The organism is Planctomicrobium aquicomposti (assembly GCF_051466325.1).
Taxonomy (GTDB): Bacteria; Planctomycetota; Planctomycetia; order Planctomycetales; family Planctomycetaceae; genus Planctomicrobium.
In genome coordinates this window covers 1,239,388-1,261,682 of the sequence record NZ_CP195792.1, presented here as the reverse complement: position 1 = coordinate 1,261,682, position 22,295 = coordinate 1,239,388, and the positions used below count along the sequence as shown (strand labels likewise).

Sequence of the window (22,295 nt, the reverse complement as noted above, 5' to 3'; positions counted from 1 at the left end):
GATCGAGCGCCCAGTCAAAATGCACCACGCAGCAAAGAGGGGCTGTCTGCCCAGTTTATTTCACCGGGAGTGCCTTCAGCAGCTTCTCAAAGAGAGGCCGGTTTCGCGACTGGACCTTTTCCCCTTTCGGCGTGACTCCAATCTCTGTTGTCAGCAGCAGCGTCATCGGTCGCAGGCAATTGTGGTCGTTGCAAGCCTGATAACGCAGCTGCAGCGACAATTGTTGCTCTCCCTGCAATCCTTCCGGGACCGTCAGAATCCCCAGGAGGTAAACCTTCCCCTCGTACACCGAAAGGGGCTGGTCAATCCCCGCAACGGTGAACGGTTTGCCGTCCGGATAATAGACCTCTTCCAGCTGCACCCCATCAGGAGTTTTCAGTGACAGCTGCGTGGGAATCACGAAGTCGGGGTGAGGCGGATTCGCATTGATGTGCCAGCCATTCGCGATGTCGATTTCAACCGCCACTCGGCAGGCGGCCCCCGCAGGCAGACGATCCACCGACAGATAACCGACCGCTTTGATCTGCGGATGCCGGCCCGCTTCGTCAGCAGCCAGCTTCAGACTGATCTGCAACGGCTCTTCGGCAGGGGGAGATTCACTCGTCGGCACAGGACGAGGGGGACGCTGCGCCAGCTGCGGAGCATCATCCGCAAACAGCTGTCCGCCTGCGACCGGCAGTGGCTGGGCACTTTGCTGGTGCCGGTATTCCTGAACCGCCAGCGCCAGACAGGACATGCGGTCCGGAGAAGTTTCCAGCTGTCCGGCAAACGCGGCCAGAGTATCGCGGGCCAGGTCGCGATACGGTTCGGACGAAGTGAGCACTGCCAGCCGCATCAGATTCTGGGCTGACACGCTGTTCCCTGCCGGAACGGAACCATCACAAGCGAACTTGCCGCGCGCCAGGACCACGGGCTGATCGTTCCCGGTGAAATAAAAACCTTGTCCCCGTGCATCCCAGAACAGGCTGATTTGTTCGTCGGTAAGCCGTCGTGCGGCGAGCAGCCATTTGTCCTCGCCGGTCACCGCATGCAGCTGAAGCAGTCCGCTGACCACAAAGGCGTAGTCTTCGAGGAAGCCGGGCACGTTGGCGGAGTCACGAACTTCGGTTCGCAGCAATCGTCCCCGGGCATCACGATGAGCGGACAGCAGTCGCAGAGCGGTTCGCTGGGCGACGGCAATGAGTTCGGGCTGCTTCAGGACATGCCCAGCCCGTGCAAAGGCACGAACCGCGAGCCCATTCCAACCGGTCAGGATCAAAGTATCCTGTGGGGGGAGTGGTCGCTGATTCCGTGCCGCCAGCAGTTGGGCCCGGATGCTGCCGAGCCGAGTCTGGAATTCTTTCACGGGAACTCCCAGTGCACCGGCGGTTTCTTCCAACGGCGAGGAAAGCCGCAGCAGATATCGATCCGCCAGCGAGGGTCGGTCATTCAAACCATAGACCGCCGCGAACAGCTGGAAGTCGCGGGGAGACAGCAGCTGCTCGATCTCTTCACGCTTCCAGGTGTAGAAGGCCCCATTCACCCCCTCACATTCCGCATCCACCGCTGCTCGAAATCCGCCTGTCGGGCTGAGCAGGTCACGCTGGAGAAATTCGAGCGTCTCGAGCACGACCCGGCGGTAGTATTCCCGCCCTGTTCTTCGCCAGGCATCGAGGTAGACCTCTGCCAGCAACACGTTGTCATGCAGACGCTTTTCAAAATGGGGAAGCTGCCAGGCCCGGTCGGTGCTGGACCGATGGAAGCCGCCGCCCAGATGATCCCGCAATCCTCCGTCCGCCATCTTGTCGAGCGTCAGATCCACCAGCGCGGCATCGTCTGCCGCAGTGGTTGAATCGCCGGTAATCAGCGTCTGCAGCAGTTGCAGCCGGCAGGGGTCAGGAAATTTCTCACCACGAGCTCCGGGCGGGGAAGCAAATCCTCCCCACTCCGCATCGTGCAGGTCGACCACCGCCCGAGCAGCATTCGTCACCAGACTTCCCGACAATTCCACCGGTGCCAGACTGAAGGCCGGGGAAGAAAGGTGAGCCACTTCGTTACTCAGCAGCTCCGACGTCGCCAGCACTTCCTGCCGGCGCGTCTTCCAGGCTTCCTGCACCTGCTTGAGCACAGACAGGAATCCGGGACTGTCGGCCAGATCACGAGGCGGGAACGAGGTTCCCCCGGCGATTGGATTGCCCGCAGGGGTCAGAAACATCGAAACGGGCCAGCCACTTGCTGGGCCGGAACCAGTCTTCTGCAGATAGACCTGCAGCGCCAGGAGGTAGGTCTCACTCAGGTCCGGGCGTTCTTCGCAGTCCACCTGAATGTTGATGAAATGACTGTTCATGAAGGCGGCGATTTCGGGATCCGAAAACACCAGCCGCTGCATCAGATGGCAGGCGTGGCAGCTCTGATAGCCGATCGACAGAAAAATCGGCTTGTTTTCGAGCTGGGCCCTCTCCAGAGCTTCCGGCCCCCAGGTGTACCAGTCGACAGGGTCATTGGCGTGCTGCAGCAGAAAGGGGCTCCCTTCCCGCGAAAGTCGACGGGCCAGCGGCGGGGTCCCCACCTCGACCGGCCGGGCGACGACAATGGTGTCCTGCCCCGGCAGTCCCGAGCCTAAGCAACCCAGAAGTGCAGTGCTCACCAAGACCACACGGCTCACCCCTGAAAGCGAGCCGTGACGGAACGGGTTTCCGTCCATCTGCAGCGGACGGAAAATCCACCCGAATCCAAAGGAAGTCAGAGTCGGCATGTCTTCGCTCCCTGATCGTGCCGTTCATGATTCTACTACGACGGGACGGAGGTTTCGAGTCGGCAGGGAATTCCCCTCACCCGGCAGACCAGCCACCAGAGTCCAGCTGCCGCCAGAAAGTGTTCCGCGAAGAGCAACGGCAGCAAAAACCGACCATCGGCCACCGACCACGTCAGCCCGATCGCAGTCAGATCAATCAGGATCAGCGCCAACAGCAGCCGGACCTCCTTCCGGCGGAAGAACGCAGCCGCCCCGACCAGCGCCAGTGCAGTTAGAATCGCCTGCGGCCAGGTGCGTGGCAGAACTTCCTGATAGATTTTCATCGGGAACAGGGCCAGCGCCTTGAGAGGATTCTGCCGGATCCAGGCGAACGCCTGCTGCTTGCTGTAATCCGCCATCACGAGTTCTTTCTCAATGATGGTCATGGGACGAGTCAGCACCGGGTCAAAATGGCCGGCAACTTCCATGTTGGGCCAGATCCCTCTTCGCTCCCAGGCCAGATCACTGTACCCCGCCGTCAGCTGAACGGTTCCCTGCGTTCCCAAAGGCATCAGCCGTTGCAGCACCAGACAATTGCGCAGCCCCCAGGGGAAAAGAACCAGCATCACGATCACCAGAAACTGCACCGCATGCGAGGCACCCTGCAGTCGGAGCGGGAGCCGACGACCGGCGCCACTCAAGGGAGTCGCGGAGGTCGATTCCCTCCCCTGCGACGCTTGAGAAGCCGTGACCATCCAGTAAACCACGAGCAGCAGTCCGGGGAGCCAAAGGATCAGCATCGAACGTGTGAGCACACCCAATCCAAAAATCAGCCCTGCGAGATGGGTTTTGAACAGGGAAGGGTTTCGCGCGTCCCACCAGAGAGTGACGAACAGCAGCGTCACCCAGAGGGCACAGAGCGGTTCGGTGAGATACGCTCTGCCGTACAGCCGCGTGTTGGTGTCGAGCAGGACGAACATTGCAGCGCCGAGCAGGGCCGGCACCAGTCCCCACCGGGAGTGGACCCACCAGCAGACGAGCGCACAAATCGTCGCCAGACAGAACGAATTCAGCACCCGCGAGAACCACAATTGCCGGCCAAAGAGCCGGTCTCCCACACTCAACGCGAGAGGATAAAGGGGCGGCCGAAACGTGATCGGGCCGACATGCGGCGCACCCAGTGCATACAGATCCGATTGCCGGGCAGCGACGTCATAAGGGGCCCGGAATTCCGGTTCTCCCGTGTCAATCTGAAACCCCCGACCGTGGGCCAGTTCCCAACCGAGCGAATCATAGCTCGGTTCGTCGCCGGTGGCCGACGGCACTGCATTTAACCCAAACCAGACCGAGTAATAGGTCAGATACGTGCCCCACGCGAGCAACCCGATCGCAATGCACAACCACAGCCGGCCTCGGGGAGACTCGGGAAAGCGGTTCCAGCCGGTCCACACGCCGGGAGTCATGAAGGCCATCTTTCTGAACAGTTCGCACGGGAAGCCATGCGAGATTCACGCGCCTTGGTTTCAACTGGCACGACAACTTGCCGTCTTCCACCGCTGTTGAAGTTGCAGGTTATGGTATCAATCGCGGTCGCATTTTCGATGCAGGCCTCTGTGGAACCTGTCCTCGAACCTGACGAGCGGTAGGGTGGGTCCTTCACCAGACGCGACCTGCGCCGCCGCAGAAGAGGAATGTACGAACCGCCGTAGAAATGTCATCGATTTCGACTTCCCCCTTGTCCCGGTTGCTCGTCCGGTCCTATCATATGGGCATGCGAGCGCTGTCGATCCTTTTTCTGACTGCCTTGATGCTCACGACCGGACTGCCGGTTGTCGGCACGGGAGCCATCCGGACGTGCTCCTCTCAGCTCGCCAGCGCCTGCGGAGCTGACTGCCGGTGTGGGGTCTGTGCTCACAGTCAGGTCTCTTCTTCCTGTTGTGCATCCTCTCACGACCATACCCGACAGAAGGGAACGGTCGGTGATGACTCAGGGCGTTCCGCGCCGGAATGTCCCTGTTCGACCCAGAATTGCTGCGGCCGCGTTCCTGCACTTGGCTTTCTGGCTGTCGACGTGGTTCGTCTGGCTGTGGCTCCCCGGGTCGAAACTCTCGAAATCGAGCAACGCAGCTGGCAGAGCCGCTGTGATGTTCCTCCTCTTCCCCCTCCGAAAACGGTCATCGCTCTGTAGAGCAGGTGGCTGTCCGCGCGTCCTCAAGCTGAATTCGGCTGGCGAAATCCTGTTCGCCGCGAGCAGCAATGCGGCCCGGTCATGCTGAACACTGCTCTCTGACTTTCTGCGATGTCAGCGTGTTCCGACGTCCGGTCACGCGTCCGTTTTCGATGATCATGTGCTGCAGTCTCCACCGTCATTTGCACGCGGCGGTCCCTTGCGGCACTCAGGACAATCCTTGAGGAGTCTTTCCATGTCTGTTCGTTTCCTGGCGGTCTCCGCCGTTCTGTTTTCGTTGCTCACTGTGGCTGTCGTCGGGGCTACAGCTCCCGCACCCGCAACACCGGTTGCCAATGCCTGCTGCCCCGACAGCGTTTGCTGTGTCCCGGGGGCGGCTTGTTGCGAAGTCGCCACCACACCGGCCGATGTCAAGTTGGGGAGTGCCTTGCTGGCAGCGGTCAGCACATCATCCGCAGCCTGCTGCACGCAAACTGCACCGGAATGCTGTGTTCCGGGAGCGGCATGCTGTGTCGCGGGAGCTCCGTGCTGTGTCGACAACGCCTGCTGTAGGTCCGAAGCAGCGTGCTGCGTCGGCCCGGCAGCCGGTTGCTGCGCGAAGTAGTCTTCCCTCACTCGTGAAGTGAGGGATGCCGGATCATGAAGTGAGGGGTGTTCGTCTCCGAACCTTCTTCAGCATGGCATCCGGGCTGGATGACACGACGACCGGCAACCGCTTTTTGAAGTGCCGCCGGTCTCACAACATGTCGATGTCCGCTGTGGTCCCCGGATCGCAGCGGACATCTTTTTTCCGTCGTAGGCCCAAGCCAGTGGATCGAGACGACGGCTCTCTGCAGTTGCTGGTGACGACGTCCCTTGAGGAATCAACGGTTCAAGATCTGAGTCCGTCGTTCGAACGGATCTCCCGCTGCGACAGCTCTCAGTTCGCAGGCGGTTCCGGTTTCGGATCGGCAGGGGGGGCGACCGTCGCCGCTGTCGGCGGAACGGCAGGACGAACTTCCGCCGGGCTCCCCTCCAGTCGCATCTGCACCAGCGGCACCCCCAGATCAATGCGATAGCGCTGACCGAAGCGATCGACGAGAATGTGATCGTCGAGAATCTTTTCGATCTTCATTTCCAGATCAGAGATGCTGACGTTGTCCCCTTCGTGTACGGTCGTGGCCCGGCCGGTAATGCGATCATGCAGCCACGCCTCGACCACACCATCGTTCCGACGGACCCGCCCGGTGAGATAGGTGAAGCGGGCAGAATCTTCTTCGAGTGCTGCCGGGATTCGCAACGAAACAATCTCAGGCGTTTCATCGGAATCGGCCACCTGCACAGCGACCGTCAGTTGTGCCGGAGCCATGTTCTGCGGCGGCGTCCAACGGATCTCCCCGGTTGCGGCATCGATCGTCATCCCTGCGGGAGACTCCGTCAGCGAGAACTTGAGCGGGGTCCCGTCCGGATCGCTCGCCTTGATCGGGAAGCGTGATTCACGCCCGATGAAAAAGCGGAGCGGCTTGGGCTGCTCCACGACCGGCTTCTCATTGGGATTCCGTACACGGACGTTCACCGTCGGCGTGATCCCCGAGCTCTTGCCGTTCGATCCCCAGACGAGCACCTGCACGGGGTGATCGCCGAGTTCCACTTGATCGGAGACGGTCCATTTCAACGTCCCTTTTCGTTCATCGATCTCCATTTTCTCGGGACCGTTGATCAGCGAATAGGTCGGAGTGCCAAAGGCCGGGTTCCAGCCCGTCACTTCCAGCGTCCAGGTCCAATTCCGTCCCCGAATCGCGGGAGGAGGAGTTGTGCTGACCAGTTTCGGATCATAATTCACAGCCGGCGAGGGCTTGGTAAAGAGGCTGTGACTCCACATGGCGACGGTCGCTGCTTCCGCTTCCGGCCGGGGGCGGACCGGAAAGTATTCCACAGCTTCTCCGGCCTGGTGCGGGCTCGAGAAAGTCTTGCCGACCCCCCGCTGCACGGTCCAGACGTTGTCTTTGACTTCGGTGACATTCAGGAACTCTTCACCGATCCGCACGAGGAACGGAACGCTCGCAGGAAAACCCTTCGATGAAGCCACCTTCAGTTCACGGGTGCTCTTTTCCAGCGGAGCAGCCAGTTCGGTCTGGTCAAACAGACGCAACCGGTCGTCCGCCGTCGCGAGTGCCGCTCCTTCCGCGGTGATCTCCACCTGCAGTTCGGGATCTCCCTCGTTCACCTGAGTTTCCACATAGCAGCGAGTAATGCGATGCAGCAGGTCCACAGAGTTGAACCGCTCCAGGAACAGTGCCAGTTCCTGCATCTTGGCCTTCCCGACCAGCTTCACCGAGATGGAGGAGAACGTTCCTCCTTCCTGACGAACCGGTTCGGGAGTCACTTTTGTGAGGTCGATCCCGGACAGCAGCGCCAGGTTTGTCACCCATTCCTGATAGAGCCGCACGGCATTCTGCGAATTTTTCGGCAGGCTGCGGGCGCGCCACTCTCTCATCCGGACATCTTTACGAGCCAGGTCGGTCAGGCTCGCAAATTTCTCCTTCTTTTCTTTGGTCAGTCTGATCTCCTGCTCCTCCAGTATCTTCAACGGCGCGAGAAACGTTGATTCCAGGACGGGCAATCCGAAGAAGACTCCGATCGTGCCAGCGAAGACGGCCGCCAGGATTTTTTCACGTTGTTGCATTAGCGGCCTCCGTTCGTCTGAGCCGGAGTGACGGCGGTTTTTACCGAGGTCGCGGGTGCGACAGCCGGTTCGAGAGGGTTCACCGGCTTCGAACGGAGCAGGGAGATATCCAGATCGATCGGCACCGGGTAGTTCTGATCCCGGTTAGAAATCACGACATCCTTGGGAGTCACCGCAAATCCATTCTCGGCCAGCGCCTGGTTCAGAGTGTCGGCATCACTGCGGGTCCGGGCCTGCGCTTTCCCGGTGTACCGGGCCACGACGTCCCCGTTCTGCGGTGTGATATTCAGACTCGTGAAGTAGATTCGATCCGTCCCCGGCAACTGGGCCTGCAGAATATTCCACAGCTCGATCGTATCGGCATCTTTCTCCTTCCACTTGGCCAGCCGGTCAAAATCAGTCAATCGGGGCTTGCCGATGTCCAGCTTCTTTTCGAGGTCTTTGATGTCCGTCTGGAGCAACTGGATGCTGGTCTTGAGTCGACTCTGGGCTGTGTGAAAAACCAGATATCCAAACAGCGCACTCAGCGCAGCCAAAGCACCACCGACACCCCAGTACAATTTCCGCCGGTCAGGACGCTCGACCTTTCGGCGCGGATTCAGCAGATCGATACGCAGCCGGTCATCCGCGTGGGGAAGCTCTGCCCCAACGAGCGATTCATAACCGGCTGTCTCGATCCCCTTCAGGGCTCCCGTCGACGAGATGGTTTCAAAGCCGCGCGGGAAACGCTGCCGCAGCAGCTGCATGACATTCGTATCGTGATCACCGCTTACATAGAAACAGCGTTCGATCGCGGCCTGTGGGTGCGTCTGGTTGAGCGACACAATCGAACGGGTCAGTTCGCTCTTCAGCGGCTTCAGCGGGTCTCCCTCTGCGGCGGCTTCAGGCAGCTGCAGGGCATGACTGAAGATGAGGGTCCCCTGATCAATGATCGAAAACTCCACCCGTCGGCCAACCTGATAAATCACCATGTCAGGCTGAACCTGCCCCAACTCTCCTCCCAGTTGGGCGCGGACGAGCTGGGCCACCGTGAGTGCCGACATCGTGACGTGGTCGACCTGCAGGCCGGCCGCATCGAGCACGCGGGTAATCCGGTCGAGCTGCGTCCGGTCGACGGTCATTGTGATCACCTGCTGACCACCTTCGGCATCCGTCCCGGGGACCTGCAGATAATCCAGCACCAGCGATTCGATGGGTGCGGAGGCCTTCGTCGCTGCCTGAAACCGGACCATCTCCGGCAGTTCTTCCGGCGAGGCAGGAGGCAGCGACAACCGTCGAATCACGACCGCTTCGCGCGGCAGGACAACGGTACATTTCCCTTTGGGAACATGGACTTCATCCAGCCAGATCCGCAGGCGGACTCCCGCTTCCTGCGCCGGGACGCCCGGATCGGCATGGTCAATGAAGCTTGTGGACACCGCGAGTTTGGCAGCCCGACGGGTCAGTTCTTCACTGACCGTCAGCACGCGCACCGACTCGCGTCCCCATTCCAGCAGGATCCGCTCAGACATTAAACTGTTTTCCAGCTTGTTTTGTGCAACCGGGCCGGAATCGCTTCCTCCGCCGGGTGACTCGTCGACCAGCAGGACTGCCTGTCCGGCAACGACCTATTCTAATTAAACCGCGCCCGCGAGGTCAGGGAACGCCAAATGAGGGCAAATCCTGTTTCCGGTAGCCAGGTCCCAGTTCGCTCAGGTCCCGCTGCCATACAATCGTTGGAACCGTTCCGCTGGCATCGACCAAGGCTTCGACCCGGACAATCGGTCCCCCCTGATCCGAATGCCCCACGATCTGCATCCGAAAGACAGTTCCCTGTCCGGTCAGAAAGCGGTCGAGCAGGCGCATCGTCGGCAGATCGACCAGTCCTTCCGTCAACAGCCAGTACGAACTTCCGAACTGCCCCGCAAAGTTTGACGCCGCCACATGCTGCTGCCGTGCCGAGATAATCATTTCCGGCAGCCCAACCGGCATATCCGGGATTCCCGACAGGACAGCGAGACTCGCCTGATTCACATTCACCCGCCCCGTGACCGCAGGTTCATCGGAGAGCGCCACGGCATCGAGCAGCATCGGGAAGGTCTCCTGAAAAACAGCCGGGTCGTTTGACCAAGGGCTTTTCAGGGTTTGAAGCGATCCGTCAATCGTCACGTCGACCGTTGCATCCACCAGATCGTAGATCGACTGAATCGTCACCGCAGCCGTTCCGAGTGTCATTCCCCCGCGGGTCTCCTGGCTGCCGCCGCTGCCGCTTCCGCCACTCCCGCTGCCGCCAGAGGCTCCACTTCCCCCGCTTCCGCCCGATCCGCCTGCCGATGATCCACCACCTCCACCGCCGCCACTCCCGGAGGAACTTCCACCCCCACCAGTCCCTCCTCCAGAGGAGCCGCCGCTGCTCCCTCCCCCGCTGGACGATCCCGATCCGCCAGTTCCTCCACCACCGCTTCCGCTACTCCCGCCGCTCCCTGCTGAGCTTCCCCCCGAGCCACCGGAGGAGCCCATTTGACCGCCCCCCGCACCATTGCCGGACGCTCCTCCCGAGGCTGCTGCGGTGAAGCTCGATGGCCCCAGCAAGGGATTCTGGGTCGTGACGCTGCCATTCGCATTTGAGCTGGAAGAGCTGCTGGAACTGGATCCGCCGGAGGAACTTCCTCCACTGCTGCCGCTGCCGCTGCCGCTGCCGGAACCAGATCCGGAACTGCCGCTGCCGGAATTCGAACCAGCCGCACTGCTTCCTCCTGACGAGCCCGAACCGCTGCCCCCTCCACTGGAACTGCCCCCTCCACTGGAACTGCCCCCTCCGGAACTGCCCGAGTTCCCTGACTGTTCTTGATTGGCCAGCTGTTCCCCTTTCCGGAACGCGACAACAAATGTCGCCACTTCTTCTCCGAACTCTTCTTCCAGCTGATCGTAAAGGTCGACCAGTGAGGACTGATTCAGGTTGATGCGGGGCTGCCCGAATTTTTCGTAGTCATGCCGAAGGTTGCTCTCCGCCCCGTGCGTGCTCAGGTAGGCGATCCAGCCAGGGTCGAGGATGCCGTCTTCGTTGTCATAGGGGAGCGATGTCGCTCCGTCATTCTCGCGGGCATCGAGCAGTCCGTTCCGGTTCGCATCTTCTCCGTAAAGAAGCTCGGGAGTGACTCCTGGAATGAGCAGCAACTCTTCGATCGACTTGAGCGGGCGATTGGCCGGTGTCGCGTACGGCGAGCTGTCGGACTCCGCTCCGAATTCGCGCGGAGTCTCATCTTCATCGATCCAGTCCAGAATCGAGTCGGCGATCTCCTCGGTCATCCCCGGAAGCCCCATGAGCATCGTCCGCGCAATGCCATCCGCGGGATCAAACAGCGCCAGCGTATTGACATTCAGTTTGCCACTTTCATCCGTCAGTCCCATGCGCAGCGCTCCTTCAGATCCGCTGCGAGACACTCCCTGTTCTTCCAGTGGGGAGATGATCGTAAAGCCGTAGCCCTCTCCCAGCGCCACATGGAACAGATCGGGGTTGTTGTAGAGGTCTCCTCCCCAGCCGGCTCCGTCATAACTCAACAGCGCAGCGACGTACTCCGCTCCCGATTTGGCGGCGGCGGCCGCCTGCGCCTGATGGGCAAACGCACTCGAAGCCCGGTACTCCGTCGTCATCAGGCTGGAGTAGGTCAGGGCACTGAGAGATAACAGGGCCACGACGATCAGCACCAGCACCAGGATACTTCCCGCCGGCTGCGACACTCTCGCAGAACGTGCCGCCCGCCGACAGGAACGTTTGACGGTCATGACATTCATCTTCACATCTCGCTGTGAACCGGGGTCATCGGTCGGCCAGGTGCAGTTCATTTGTGGAGGCGACAACTCTTTCCAGCGGTCTCGTGGTCCCGGAGGAGTCTACAACGCTTCCGCAGCGACCCTGGGAGCGCCGGGAATTTCAAACACGTGGGGGATGTGGACCACCGTTCCCCCTTCACCATTCGGATTGCTCAGGGAGGGCCGAGGCTGCTGGAAGAAGCCGAAGGTCACTTCCACTGCCACGGGTAACGAATTGCTGACGCGACTGTCCCAATTCTCCATCCAGCTGTAACCGTCGAAATAACGGAACTGGACCTCCGTTACTTCAGCAGCGATCACATCTTCCGGGGCCAGCGTCAGGGGAGGGGAATCAAACGTAAACAGATCGATCGATCGCCTCCCCAGACCGACCGGGGGACGGGACGACTGCAGCTTCAGCGATGCGAACGTGCTGGCGAGCGGCGCAATCGCGTAGGTCACGATCTGCAGGTCGCTGTTGCGGTAGTGGGTTCCCGGCGGCAGATCTTTCACTTCGCGCGAATCGGCGGCCAACCCGAGGTATCCGAGTTCCCGTGCCGGCCGATTGACCGTGAGGTGCAATGTGTCGGGAGTTCCGTAGAGGCCAAACACTTCCGGAATCGTCCCTTCGCTGAGCCCGCCCAGAATGAACTCAGGAAGTTCTGTTTCCGTCGATGCCGCCGAATCACTCGCACTGCTGGAAGAAGTTGACCCGCCGGTTGATGAGGGACTGTCGCTCGACTCAGACGAGTCGAGACTTGTCGATGATGCGGGATCGGGCAGCGCGAGCAGAATCGATCCCAGATCGCCGTCGACCTTCTTGATCAGCCCCCGCAGCAATTGCGCATAGGCGACCTCGCCCCGTCCCGCGAGATCGAACCGCACCTGCAGCCGGATCGCGGCGAAGATGGCCGCGATCAGAATAACCGTCAGCCCCAGAGCAATGATCACTTCCAGCAGTGAGAAGGCGGACCGGGAGGCAGGCCGACGCATCAGAATGCCTCCTCTTCCGGAATGGCGGTCTCTGGCTCGATGAGTGCCAGCGGATCGCGGATCATCCGGACCAGTTCGAACGAGGCATTGGGCGTTCCGTCCGGTCCGAGATGTTGTACGACCGCCTCGACCCGCAGCAGATTCAGAGTCCCGCTGTCGACGACATTGATGGTGTAAGTCCAGGCCGGATCGTCAGCGAAGGGGACTCCCTGCACCGATTCCAATGGCAGGATGCCGGTCAGCACTTCGCTGAGGCAGCGTTCGCAGCGCACGATGGCGTCGGACCCCATATTGGCCCGCACGGAGGCCCGTGTCCCGTTCCGCAGAATCTGGCTGATCACCGCCATCGCACCGAAGAAGATCGACACCGCAATCACGACTTCGAACAACGAGATTCCCGCACGTCGAGTGCTTCGCGACGCAGACCGGACAGCACCGGACCACGACCGTCGAGAGCCTCCGCGAGGATGTTCAAGGCGCCGCAACACCGATCGACTCCGTGAGAACCTTGATCGGCGTCGTGGCGACGCCCCCGGTCAGACCGCGAACAAACAGGTTGACGTACCGCCGGTTCTGATCCATGACGGTCACTTTGCCATCCGTCGCGGTGCCGTCGGGGAAATAGAGAATCGGCTGGCACCACACCAGATCCCGCGCTACATAACTGTTCTGCACAATGTCGAGCAGCTGCTCACTGATCCGCTCTGCCCGCGGGGCATCGCCGAGCATGGCGTTCGGCAGGTAGAAGTGAAACTCCTCCGGCATTCGCAGCACCAGGAACGGGTCCTGCTGACGAGTCGTTGCGGCATCAGCCTGAGCACCAGGTCGCAGACTGCTGGCCACTTCTTCGGGATCGACGGCATCGTGTGGCAGCAGCAGGTAGTGCCTGCCATTGGCTTCCACCCGCACTTCCAGCGTTCGTCCCTCTTCGATCGCACGAACGCGGGCGCGGTCCAGAAACCGGCGAATCTCTTCCGTCACTCCCTGCATCCGTTGCTGACGGACCATTCCGTTCAGCCGGGGATAGGAAATCGCAATCACCGCGACGATCACCGCTAGCACGAGCAGAATCTCGAGCAGTGTAAACGCCGAGCGGGACCGGCGGGCTCCGCGGTTTCGTCGAATCAGAATTCGCCGGGAATCAAACATGACCACTTCAGCTGTTGGGCGACTCCTGCCCCGGTCGAGGCCCTCACGGGCCGAAAATGAAATCGTACTGTCGAGGAACAACCGCAACGCAGGGACGGGACATTGCCTCCGGTGTGAACTTCGCGAACGGCGACGAGCCACTCCGCCCCCGGCAGAATGGCTCGGACACCATCATGCGTCTTCCCGGTTGATCTTGCGGACAGCCGATCCTGCGTACTGCCGGGTTCAGTTTGTCACGAGGTCGGACCAGTTGTTGATGTCGTCTCCCCCGCCGTTCTCATTCTGCTGGTTTGGTCCGTTCGACCAGATGGCCGGCCGGCTGGAATTCGGTGATTTTGTATTCGGGAACTCATAGTTGAGCGGTGCCCCCCAGCCATCGACCGGAACCTTGTCGATGATCGGGTCAGAGCCATCCGGCCCTTTCTGCGTCAGCGCCACCAGCGAAGAGGGATACACCCCCTGATTCGAGACGGCATACAGTTCCAGCGAACTTTCGAGATTGCTGATGGCTGCGCGACTGGTCTTGATCATCGCGGTCTTCTGCTGCCCCAGCAGGCGGGGGAGCGCCATCGCGGCAATCACACCGATAATGCCGAGCACGATCAGGATTTCGATCAGGGTGAAGCCGGTGCGGGTGCGGCGGCGAAGAGTTTGACGACGATTCATGGATTCTCCTGAGTTGCTGCCGGATTCATCCCCCGAAGATCGCTTCCGATCCGTGAAACCAGCTTCGCAATTGTGAACGGCATCGCCCTGACGGACGACGGACAATGGTGGGTAAATTCTACTCTTTCCACACGCGGAGTGTTGGGGGGAAATCAGGATATCGTATTAAACCATGTTGGACGAATTCAGGATCGGTAATAACAGCGCCACGACCACAAATAACACAACCAGGGCCATGACGATGAGCAGCATCGGTTCCAGCAGGCGCACAAACAGTTCGATCTGCCGGTTGGTCTGACGTTCCAGATTGTCCGCAATATCAACCAGCACGTTTTCGAGATTATTCGCCTCTTCCCCCACCGAAATCATCTCCACGATCTGGTCGGGGAACTGTCCACTTGCCCGCAGGGGGCTCGCCAGCGATTTTCCGGTGGAAACCTGTGTCGCCGCCTTGTCGACAGCCAGAGTCAGCACCTTGTTTCCGGTCGCATCCTTGGCGATCCGCAGAGAGTTCAGCACCGGCACGCCGTTGTGCAGCAGGGTTCCCAGCACCCGGCAGAATCGCGAAATCGACAGGCTACTGAACAGTTTCCCCAGCCCGGGGGTCCGCATACGGAGCCTGTCCAGCTGCAGGCGGCCTTCACTCGTACTCGTCCAGCGCTTGATGCCGAAAACGGCCAGGGCGATCGCGCCCATCACCACCAGCCAGTAGCTGCGGGCAAAGTCACTCATGGCCAGCAGGGTCGTCGTTGCCCAGGGGAGCTGCCCTTTCTGAGCCATCCCTTCAAACATGGTGGCGAATTTGGGGACGAACCAGATCATCAGCACCGAGATCACCACCGTGAGCGTTCCCATCAGGAAGATGGGATAGACCATGGCCCCCATCACCCGCCCCTTCAGCTCCTCCTGATGGTCGGTGAAGACTGCGATCCGTTTCAGCACATCTTCGAGGAAGCCCCCTTCCTCACCGGCGCGGACCATGCTGATCATCAGCTCGTTGAATGCCTTCGGGTGTTGCCGCATGGCGTCGTACAGCCGGGAGCCGTCGGCGATCTGATCGCGCACATCCTGCAGGACGGATTTCAACGCCGGATGGGACGACTGCTTGCCGAGCAATTCCAGCGAACGCAGCAACGGCACGCCCGACTTCAGCAGGTCGGCCAGCTGCGAATAGAAGATTGCCAGCTCTTTGGGGGGCACCCGACGGGTGATCTGCCGGGCCGAGGCCTTGCTCGATTCCGAGATCGAGACCTGAATCGGAAACAGCCGCCGCGCGGAGAGCGATGCCAGCGCTTCCCGTTCCGAAGCGGCAGTCAGCACACCTGTGACCTGCTGCCCTGAATGTTCCCGGGCGGTGTATTGATAATCAGGCATAACAGAAGACGTTCGCGAGGCTGACGATGGCTGTCAATTCCAGCGGAAAGTTACTTGGGTTTCGCGTTTTCAGAACGGATAAAGTTCTGCAGGAAGAGGTCTGACGACATCGGAACATTCACATCAATCCCCGCTGCTGAAAATTCGGCTGTCATCGAGCGGGAGGCTGCCAATTCCTCGGGGCTCAGTGTGCCGTCCTTATTCCCATCGAGGAGTCGGAAGCGAGCGGCCGCTTTGGCCGCCCGGTTCTCCGCGTCGCTCGGACCGGCAGCCGCCTTTGCCGCGGGGGCGGACACCGGCATCCCCGCGCCTGCCGATCCACCCGAGAGGATCGGAGCCGGTGAATTCGTCGCCAGCTGGCTCGCCGGAACGGGTGCCAGTGCGGGAGCCTTGGCCAGTTCCCCCGGCGTCAGAAACCCGTCGCCGTTCAGGTCCAGCGCCAGAAATTCGTCGATCGCACCCCGTCGCCATTGCTGCCATTCGTACATACCGATCTGCCCATCGTGATCGGTATCCCCATCGTGGAATGCGGGCTGAAGGGGAATGGTGACCCGCTCTTTCGGACGCATGACCGGCCCCGTGGGAGCTTTCACCCCGCCAGCCTCCCGTCGATCCCCATCCCGTTCGCTTCCACGGCTCCGATCGCCGTACCCGCCGCGGTCACCATAGCCGCCTCGATCCCCATAGCCTCCCCGGTCACCTCCGGGGCCGCCCCCTCCCGGGCCGCCACCGAAACCTCCTCGATCTCCACCACGGAAGCCGCCACGTTCACCATAGCCCCCTCCGAATCCCCCTCGGTCCCCGCCAAAGCCTCCACCGCTGCTTCCCCCGAAGCCCCGGGAGCCGCCCGGTCCACCGCCTGAGCCCTGCGCCGAACGCATGGCGGAAAATGCCCGCTCCAAATCAGCCGCCGAAATACCTCGACTGATGTCCACTCCGGAACGCTCCAGGCTCCCACGGAGCTCCGGATACATCTGGCCTGCCTCATCAGGATCAATACGACCGTTCTGATTGGTATCGAGCCGTGACATCATCCGCTCGGCGAAGCCCCCCGAGGGCTGCGCCCAGGCCCATCGCCCCGCCCCAACGGCGAGACAGAACAACAGACAGATTCGGAACTTCCGGAGTTTTCTCGTTTTCAGCATGACGACCGGTCCGAAAGAGTAAAGGCGGTGTTTGATAAGGGGATTGCCGATTTCCGATTTGAAGTCACCTGTTAAACCCCGCTTCAAGGAAATCGGACCGCCAGTCAGGATTGTTTGTGGAAAACCCGCAAACTGCCGACTTCTGGCCCAGGGATGGGCTCCCGCATAAGATGAGCTGCTCCGGTGAGTCAGGAAATCCGCAATGTCCATGAAATTTTCAATGCGTCTCGCTTCTCCAGTCTGCCTGGTCCTGCTGGTCAGCCTCTTTGCGGGGTCTTTGGCCGCACAGGATGAAGGTCGCCGCGGAGGTCCCGGAGGAGGCCGCGGCTTTGGCGGCGATCGGGGATTCGGAGGGGGAGGGGGCTTCGGCGGAGGTGGAGGCGGATTTGGAGGCCGGAGTGGTCGCGGAGGCATGGGGGCCACGCTGCTCGACGACCTCCGGGACGAGGCCACAGCCGGGGAACTGAAACTGACTCCGGACCAGATCCAAAGGCTCGAGGCCCTTCGGGAAGCCGCCCGTGAAAGTTCTTCCAATAGCGGCACTTCCGAACTCTTCCAGCGGATGCGATCAGCCGCCTCGGACGAAGAGCGCGAGCAGGTCCGCGAAGAACTCCGGGTCCGCATGGAGCAGTCTCGCCTGGAAACTGAAGGCAAAGTCAAAGAAGTCCTCTCAGCCGATCAGTTCCGCCGCGCGAATGAACTCCGTCTGCAGAAAGCCGGCCCCAGCGCCATCGGGCGCGATGAACTGGCCAAAGAACTCGGTCTGTCTGAAGCCCAGAAAACGCAACTCGCCGCCCTCGGCGAAGAACGACGGGCAGCGTTCCGCGAACTCGGATTTGGCGCCAGCGATGAAGAACGCAAGAAGTTCGACGCCGAATGGAACGCCAAATATCTCGCAGTGCTGACACCGGCCCAGCGTGACGAATACACCAAACGTCTGGGCGCCCCGGCAGCCACCGTCGCCACGACAACCGCCACACCGGCTGCAGCGGTCCCCGCACCGGTCACACCCCGGCAGGTATTCATTGAAACCGCCCCGCCCGGCGCTCAGGCCGTGGTCTCGTTTGGTCGCTCTCCCTCTGCGACTGAGTTGACCCCCGCAGCTCCCAGCGCTGAAGCAAATACCAACACTTCCGGATCGAACCCGGATGCTGCCGGAGAGAAGAAGCTCAGCTTCAGCTTCCGCTATGCCCCCTGGACCGACGTCCTGCGTCTGTTTGCACAGGAAGCGGGACTTTCCCTCGACCTGAACGTCGTTCCGCCGGGTACATTCAGCTACTTCGACCGGGCAGAATACACCCCGACCGAAGCACTCGACATCCTCAATGGTTATCTGCTTCCCAAGGGATACTGCCTCGTCCGCCGGAATGACTTCCTGGTCTGTATCAATATTGATGAACAGATTCCGCCGAACCTGATTCCGAACATCGCTCCCGCTGACCTCGACAGCCGCGGCAAAAACGAACTGCTCACCGTCATCTTCCCGCTGCAGGGAGTTGACATCGATCAGGTCGCCGTGGAAGTCAATGAGATCAAGGGGCCGCAGGGAAAAGTCGTCGGGCTGAAATCGACCAATTCGGTGCTCGTGACCGACATCGGCACCAATCTCCGTCGCATTCGCGATCTGCTGGCCGACGTGACGGCCCGCGGTGGACCGAATGCTGTCACCTTCAAGGCTTACGCCATCAAGAACATCGCAGCGGCGGATGCGGAAACTCTCCTCCGCAGCCTGATGGGAGTCGGCACCGGCGTGACGAATGTCAGCGGGGAACGGGACCGGGGCGGACGGCCCGGAGCTCCCCAGCCTGCTCCGGCCTCTCCGAACATGCAGATCGCCACCGATGCCCGCACCAATCATCTGCTCGTCACCGCCACGCTCGCGCAGCATCAGCTGATCGATCAGGCCCTGCAGACGATTGATGTCAGCTCCGGCAACCAGCAATTCGCCACCATGAGCAACAAGCCCCATCTGGTTGTGTACACCGTGAAAGGGGCCGATCCGCGCGAAGTGACCAAAACCATCGACTCCCTGATTCCCGGAGTCGTCGTCAATGAGGATGGCCGCAACGGCAAGATTCATATCTTCGCCACGCCCGATCAGCATCGTCAGGTGGAAGCCCTGATCCTGCAGATGGACGGCAAGGGAGGCGGCCTGCAGGTCGCCGTGATCCCGCTGGTGAAGATGGATGTCAACTCCGCCATCGCCATGCTGAAGTCGGTCTTCCTCAAGGATGGGGCGGAAGCGCCGACGCTGGAAGCCGACATCTACGGTCGCCAGCTGCTGGTGCGCGGCAACAGCGATCAGCTCACTCAGATCCGGGCGCTGCTCTCCCAGCTGGGAGAAGACGGGACCGGCAACCGGAACGCCTATAACAACTCCCGGGTCCGGTCACTTCCCCTCGGCGGACGCGATCCCGAAGAGCTGCTTCCGTTGCTGCAGCGGATGTGGGAATCCAACCATCCGACGCCGATCCAGATCATTGACCCGCGCGGTCGTTCCTCACAGCAGCGGCAGTCAATTTCTCCGCTCGAAACCCGAACGGACGAATCACCGCGCCCGGGCACTCCCTCGGATCGCAACGCGGCCGAACATCACCAGCCAGCCCGGACGGTGATCCGTTTTGCCGCTCAGGCCGAAGGCCAGACCGAAGCGGCCCCCAAGTCTGATGATGGGTTGAGTCCTGAGCTGATGCAGCTGCTGCAGGACTACGCCGATTCGGTCGCCCGTCCCGCTCCGCGGCAACGTGCTCCACAGGGGAATGCCCCCGCCCGGTCGGACGATTCGTCCGCCAAGGTCAATATCTCCGTGATGGGAGACGAACTGATCGTCTCCTCTTCCGATCCTTCGAAGCTGAATGATCTGGAAGAATTGCTGAATCACACGCTGTCCACGATTCCTCCGCGAGTCACGTGGACCGTCTTTTCGCTGCGGTCGGGTGACGCGACCGAGGTGTCGCTGATGCTCTCCCGACTCTTCCCGGGCATTAACGTGGGGGCCTCGTCGAGCACGAGTTCGACCAGCAGTCTTTCTGCTCTGGGCTCCAGCCTGATGTCTTCCGCCGACGCCACGCAGCTGAGAGTGATTCCCGACACCCGTCTCAACGCCTTGTTCGTCTCCGGCCCTTCAGCGCAGGTACGCGAAGTGGAAGAGATGCTGAAGGTGCTCGATGCGTCCGAGCTGGGAGATTCCTACCGTGACAAACTCTCGCGGATGATCGCCGTGGAATTTGCCGACGCCCACGAGGTCTACACCACGGTAAAGGAAGTTTACAAGGTATACATCGATCCTCCCGCCGTGCGGCAGCAGCAGGGGAGCCCGATGGCCGCCATGTTCGGCGGTGGGGGTCGCGGCGGAAACGAAGAGACCCGTCCGGCGGCGAAACTGGCAGTCAGCGTGGATGCCAATTCCAATTCCCTGATTGTCTGGGCCGATGAAGCCCTGTACCGCGAAGTGGAAGCCCTGGTGCAGTCGATCGACAAGGCCGCTGAAGAAGCCCGCCGCACCGTCCGTGTCGTGACACTCGACAGCACCAGCCCGGCCCTGATGCAGAGCACACTCGGTTCACTGATCCCGCATGTGAAAGTCAGCACCACCGGCAGCCGGGCCCGGACTGCGGATACCTCCTCAAATAGTGCAGCCCCCGCCCCGGGTGGTGCCCCCAGCAGTGATCAGGCCCGTCAGTTCTTCGAACAGCGGATGCGCGAACGGATGCAGGGAGGTGGTGGAAGCGGATTCGGAGGAGGCGGCTTTGGCAGCGGCGGATTCGGCGGGGGTGGCTTTGGTGGTCGTGGCACCTTTGGTGGAGGGGGTGGGGGATTTGGCGGCGGGCCGGGTGGCGGCTTCGGTGGACGAGGCGGCTCCACGAGCGGCCGACGATAACCTCAGACCTTTGAGATGATTTTACAGTAAAGCGACGACTATGAACCTCGGTTCCCTTCTGCTGGAATGTGGGCTCATTACCCAGCAGCAACTCGACCTGGCTCTGGAAACCGGCCCCGCTCAACGCATTGACCGAGCGCTGGTCGAGATGGGAATTCTCCGCGAGGAGGACGCGCTGCGCCTGCTCTCCAACGAACTCGGCATGCCCTATGTCGACCTGAAAGAGTTCAACGTCGATCGCGAACTGCTCAACCTCTTTCCCACAACCGCCATTTTCCGGCACGAAGTCATTCCGCTCACTCGCCAGAACGGACATGTTCAGGTGGCCGTCAGCGATCCCTTCGATCTGGAAGCGATCGATGAACTGAGCACGCTCGGCGGTGTGCGGATCGAACCGGTCCTCTCCTGCCGGAATGAAATTCTCGACCTGATCAAACGGAATCTGGGGGTCGGCGGCGATACCATTAAGGAGCTGGTGGCCCAGCGCTCCGATGATGTTGATCTGCTGGAAGCAATCCCCGAGGGAATGGGTGAACTCGCAGAATCCGCGCAGGCGCCCTCGGTCATCCGGTTGGTGAACGAACTGCTGGTCGAAGCACTTGAGCAGCGGGCCAGCGACGTCCATCTGGAGCCGCAGGAAACCGGCCTCGTGGTCCGCTTCCGGGTCGACGGCATCCTGCGGGTGCAGCCGGTTCCCCCGGAAATCAATCACTTCGCCAGCGCGATCGTCACCCGACTCAAAATCATGTCGCGGCTGAACATCGCGGAAAAAAGACTCCCGCAGGACGGTCGTATCAACGTCCGCGTGCAGGGACGGGATATCGACCTCCGCGTTTCGATCATTCCGATGCTTCACGGCGAGGGGGTCGTGCTTCGTCTGCTCGACAAGCAGCGGATGGTGTTCAACCTGCAGGGGGTCGGTTTCCCTCCGGACCTGTACGACAAATTCCAGAAGCTGATCGCGCTCCCCCACGGAATTGTGCTGGTCACCGGGCCGACCGGCTCCGGAAAAACGACCACGCTCTACAGTGCGCTCAACGAAATCCGCAGCCCCGAAACCAAGATCATTACCGTTGAAGACCCCGTCGAATACCATCTCAACGGCATCAGCCAGATTCAGGTGCATGCGAAGATCGGTCTGACCTTCGCCGCCGGACTGCGCAGCATCCTGCGTCACGACCCGGACGTGGTCCTCATCGGGGAAATTCGTGACGGCGAAACCGCGACCAGCGCGATCCAGGCGTCGCTGACCGGTCACCTGGTTTTCAGCACGCTGCACACCAACGATGCCCCCGGTGCCTTCACCCGACTCGTCGACATGGGAGTTGAACCGTATCTCGTCGCCAGTACGGTGGAAGGGGTGCTGGCCCAACGACTGCTGCGACGCCTCTGCAGCCGCTGCCGGAAGCCGTTCGAACCGGCCGAAGGGGACCTGCCTGCCGATTTCCCCGAGCGGGGCTCGGCTCCACTCTACATGCCGGTCGGCTGTCGTGACTGCCGTGACACCGGCTATTCCGGCCGGACGGGTGTTCACGAACTGTTGCTCAATACGCCCGAGATCAAACATCTCTGTGCCGAGCGGGCCAGCACCGGAGAGATCCGCAATGTGGCTATTCAGCAGGGGATGACCAGCCTGCGGCACGCTGGCTACATCAAGATGCTGGATGGAATTACCACGCTGGAAGAAGTGGTCCGGATTACGCGCGGCGAATAGAGCAGCTCGCTCTTGG

14 protein-coding genes are annotated in these 22,295 nt (G+C 61.2%); 3 read left to right on the top strand and 11 right to left on the bottom strand.

Annotated features, from left to right (window positions below; all coding sequences use genetic code 11):
• Nucleotides 1-55: 55 nt before the first annotated feature.
• A complete protein-coding gene (locus tag SH664x_RS04805; protein WP_437205503.1) occupies nucleotides 56-2,734 on the bottom strand; it encodes a DUF255 domain-containing protein in 2,679 nt (892 codons plus the stop codon).
• 35 nt (nucleotides 2,735-2,769) lie between these two features.
• On the bottom strand, nucleotides 2,770-4,176 hold the full coding sequence (locus SH664x_RS04800) for a phospholipid carrier-dependent glycosyltransferase (RefSeq protein WP_437205501.1): 1,407 nt from the start codon (nucleotides 4,174-4,176) through the stop codon (nucleotides 2,770-2,772).
• Between the two features lie 248 nt (nucleotides 4,177-4,424).
• Here SH664x_RS04800 and SH664x_RS04795 point away from each other — a divergent pair, with 248 nt between their 5' ends.
• Entirely contained in the window at nucleotides 4,425-4,901 is a 477-nt protein-coding gene (locus SH664x_RS04795; RefSeq protein WP_437205500.1) for a hypothetical protein, read from the top strand.
• 919 nt (nucleotides 4,902-5,820) lie between these two features.
• Here the strand turns inward: SH664x_RS04795 and SH664x_RS04790 are convergent.
• From SH664x_RS04790 to SH664x_RS04750, 9 genes are all read right to left on the bottom strand, one after another.
• On the bottom strand, nucleotides 5,821-7,566 hold the full coding sequence (locus SH664x_RS04790) for a putative Ig domain-containing protein (protein WP_437205498.1): 1,746 nt from the start codon (nucleotides 7,564-7,566) through the stop codon (nucleotides 5,821-5,823).
• Nucleotides 7,566-9,077: a hypothetical protein gene (locus tag SH664x_RS04785; RefSeq protein WP_437205496.1), complete on the bottom strand. Its 1,512-nt coding sequence runs from the start codon at nucleotides 9,075-9,077 to the stop codon at nucleotides 7,566-7,568. The genes SH664x_RS04790 and SH664x_RS04785 overlap by 1 nt, the downstream gene beginning before the upstream one ends.
• 124 nt (nucleotides 9,078-9,201) lie before the next feature.
• Nucleotides 9,202-11,406 carry a hypothetical protein gene (locus SH664x_RS04780; protein ID WP_437205494.1) on the bottom strand — a complete coding sequence of 735 codons (2,205 nt, stop codon included), beginning with the start codon at nucleotides 11,404-11,406 and terminating at the stop codon, nucleotides 9,202-9,204.
• Between the two features lie 33 nt (nucleotides 11,407-11,439).
• Complete coding sequence (locus tag SH664x_RS04775; protein WP_437205493.1) at nucleotides 11,440-12,351, bottom strand: hypothetical protein; 912 nt, start codon at nucleotides 12,349-12,351, stop codon at nucleotides 11,440-11,442.
• Nucleotides 12,351-12,740, bottom strand: coding sequence for a hypothetical protein (locus SH664x_RS04770; RefSeq protein ID WP_437205491.1), 390 nt, complete (start codon nucleotides 12,738-12,740; stop codon nucleotides 12,351-12,353). Before SH664x_RS04770 ends, SH664x_RS04775 begins: the two co-directional genes overlap by 1 nt.
• A gap of 82 nt (nucleotides 12,741-12,822) precedes the next feature.
• The gene (locus SH664x_RS04765; RefSeq protein ID WP_437205489.1) at nucleotides 12,823-13,500 is read right to left on the bottom strand and encodes a pilus assembly FimT family protein; all 678 of its coding nucleotides are present in this window, start codon (nucleotides 13,498-13,500) and stop codon (nucleotides 12,823-12,825) included.
• 225 nt (nucleotides 13,501-13,725) lie between these two features.
• On the bottom strand, nucleotides 13,726-14,166 hold the full coding sequence (locus SH664x_RS04760) for a type II secretion system protein GspG (RefSeq protein WP_437205487.1): 441 nt from the start codon (nucleotides 14,164-14,166) through the stop codon (nucleotides 13,726-13,728).
• Between the two features lie 165 nt (nucleotides 14,167-14,331).
• On the bottom strand, nucleotides 14,332-15,540 hold the full coding sequence (locus SH664x_RS04755) for a type II secretion system F family protein (RefSeq protein ID WP_437205485.1): 1,209 nt from the start codon (nucleotides 15,538-15,540) through the stop codon (nucleotides 14,332-14,334).
• A gap of 50 nt (nucleotides 15,541-15,590) precedes the next feature.
• Nucleotides 15,591-16,685 (bottom strand): hypothetical protein, encoded by a 1,095-nt coding sequence (locus SH664x_RS04750; RefSeq protein ID WP_437205483.1) that lies wholly within the window; start codon nucleotides 16,683-16,685, stop codon nucleotides 15,591-15,593.
• Nucleotides 16,686-16,887: 202 nt separating this feature from the next.
• On the opposite strand from SH664x_RS04750, the gene SH664x_RS04745 reads away from it, so the two are divergent.
• Together SH664x_RS04745 and SH664x_RS04740 are read left to right on the top strand one after the other, a co-directional pair.
• Entirely contained in the window at nucleotides 16,888-20,565 is a 3,678-nt protein-coding gene (locus SH664x_RS04745; RefSeq protein WP_437205481.1) for a secretin N-terminal domain-containing protein, read from the top strand.
• Nucleotides 20,566-20,605: 40 nt separating this feature from the next.
• The gene (locus SH664x_RS04740; protein WP_437205480.1) at nucleotides 20,606-22,279 is read left to right on the top strand and encodes a GspE/PulE family protein; all 1,674 of its coding nucleotides are present in this window, start codon (nucleotides 20,606-20,608) and stop codon (nucleotides 22,277-22,279) included.
• Nucleotides 22,280-22,295 lie beyond the last annotated feature (16 nt).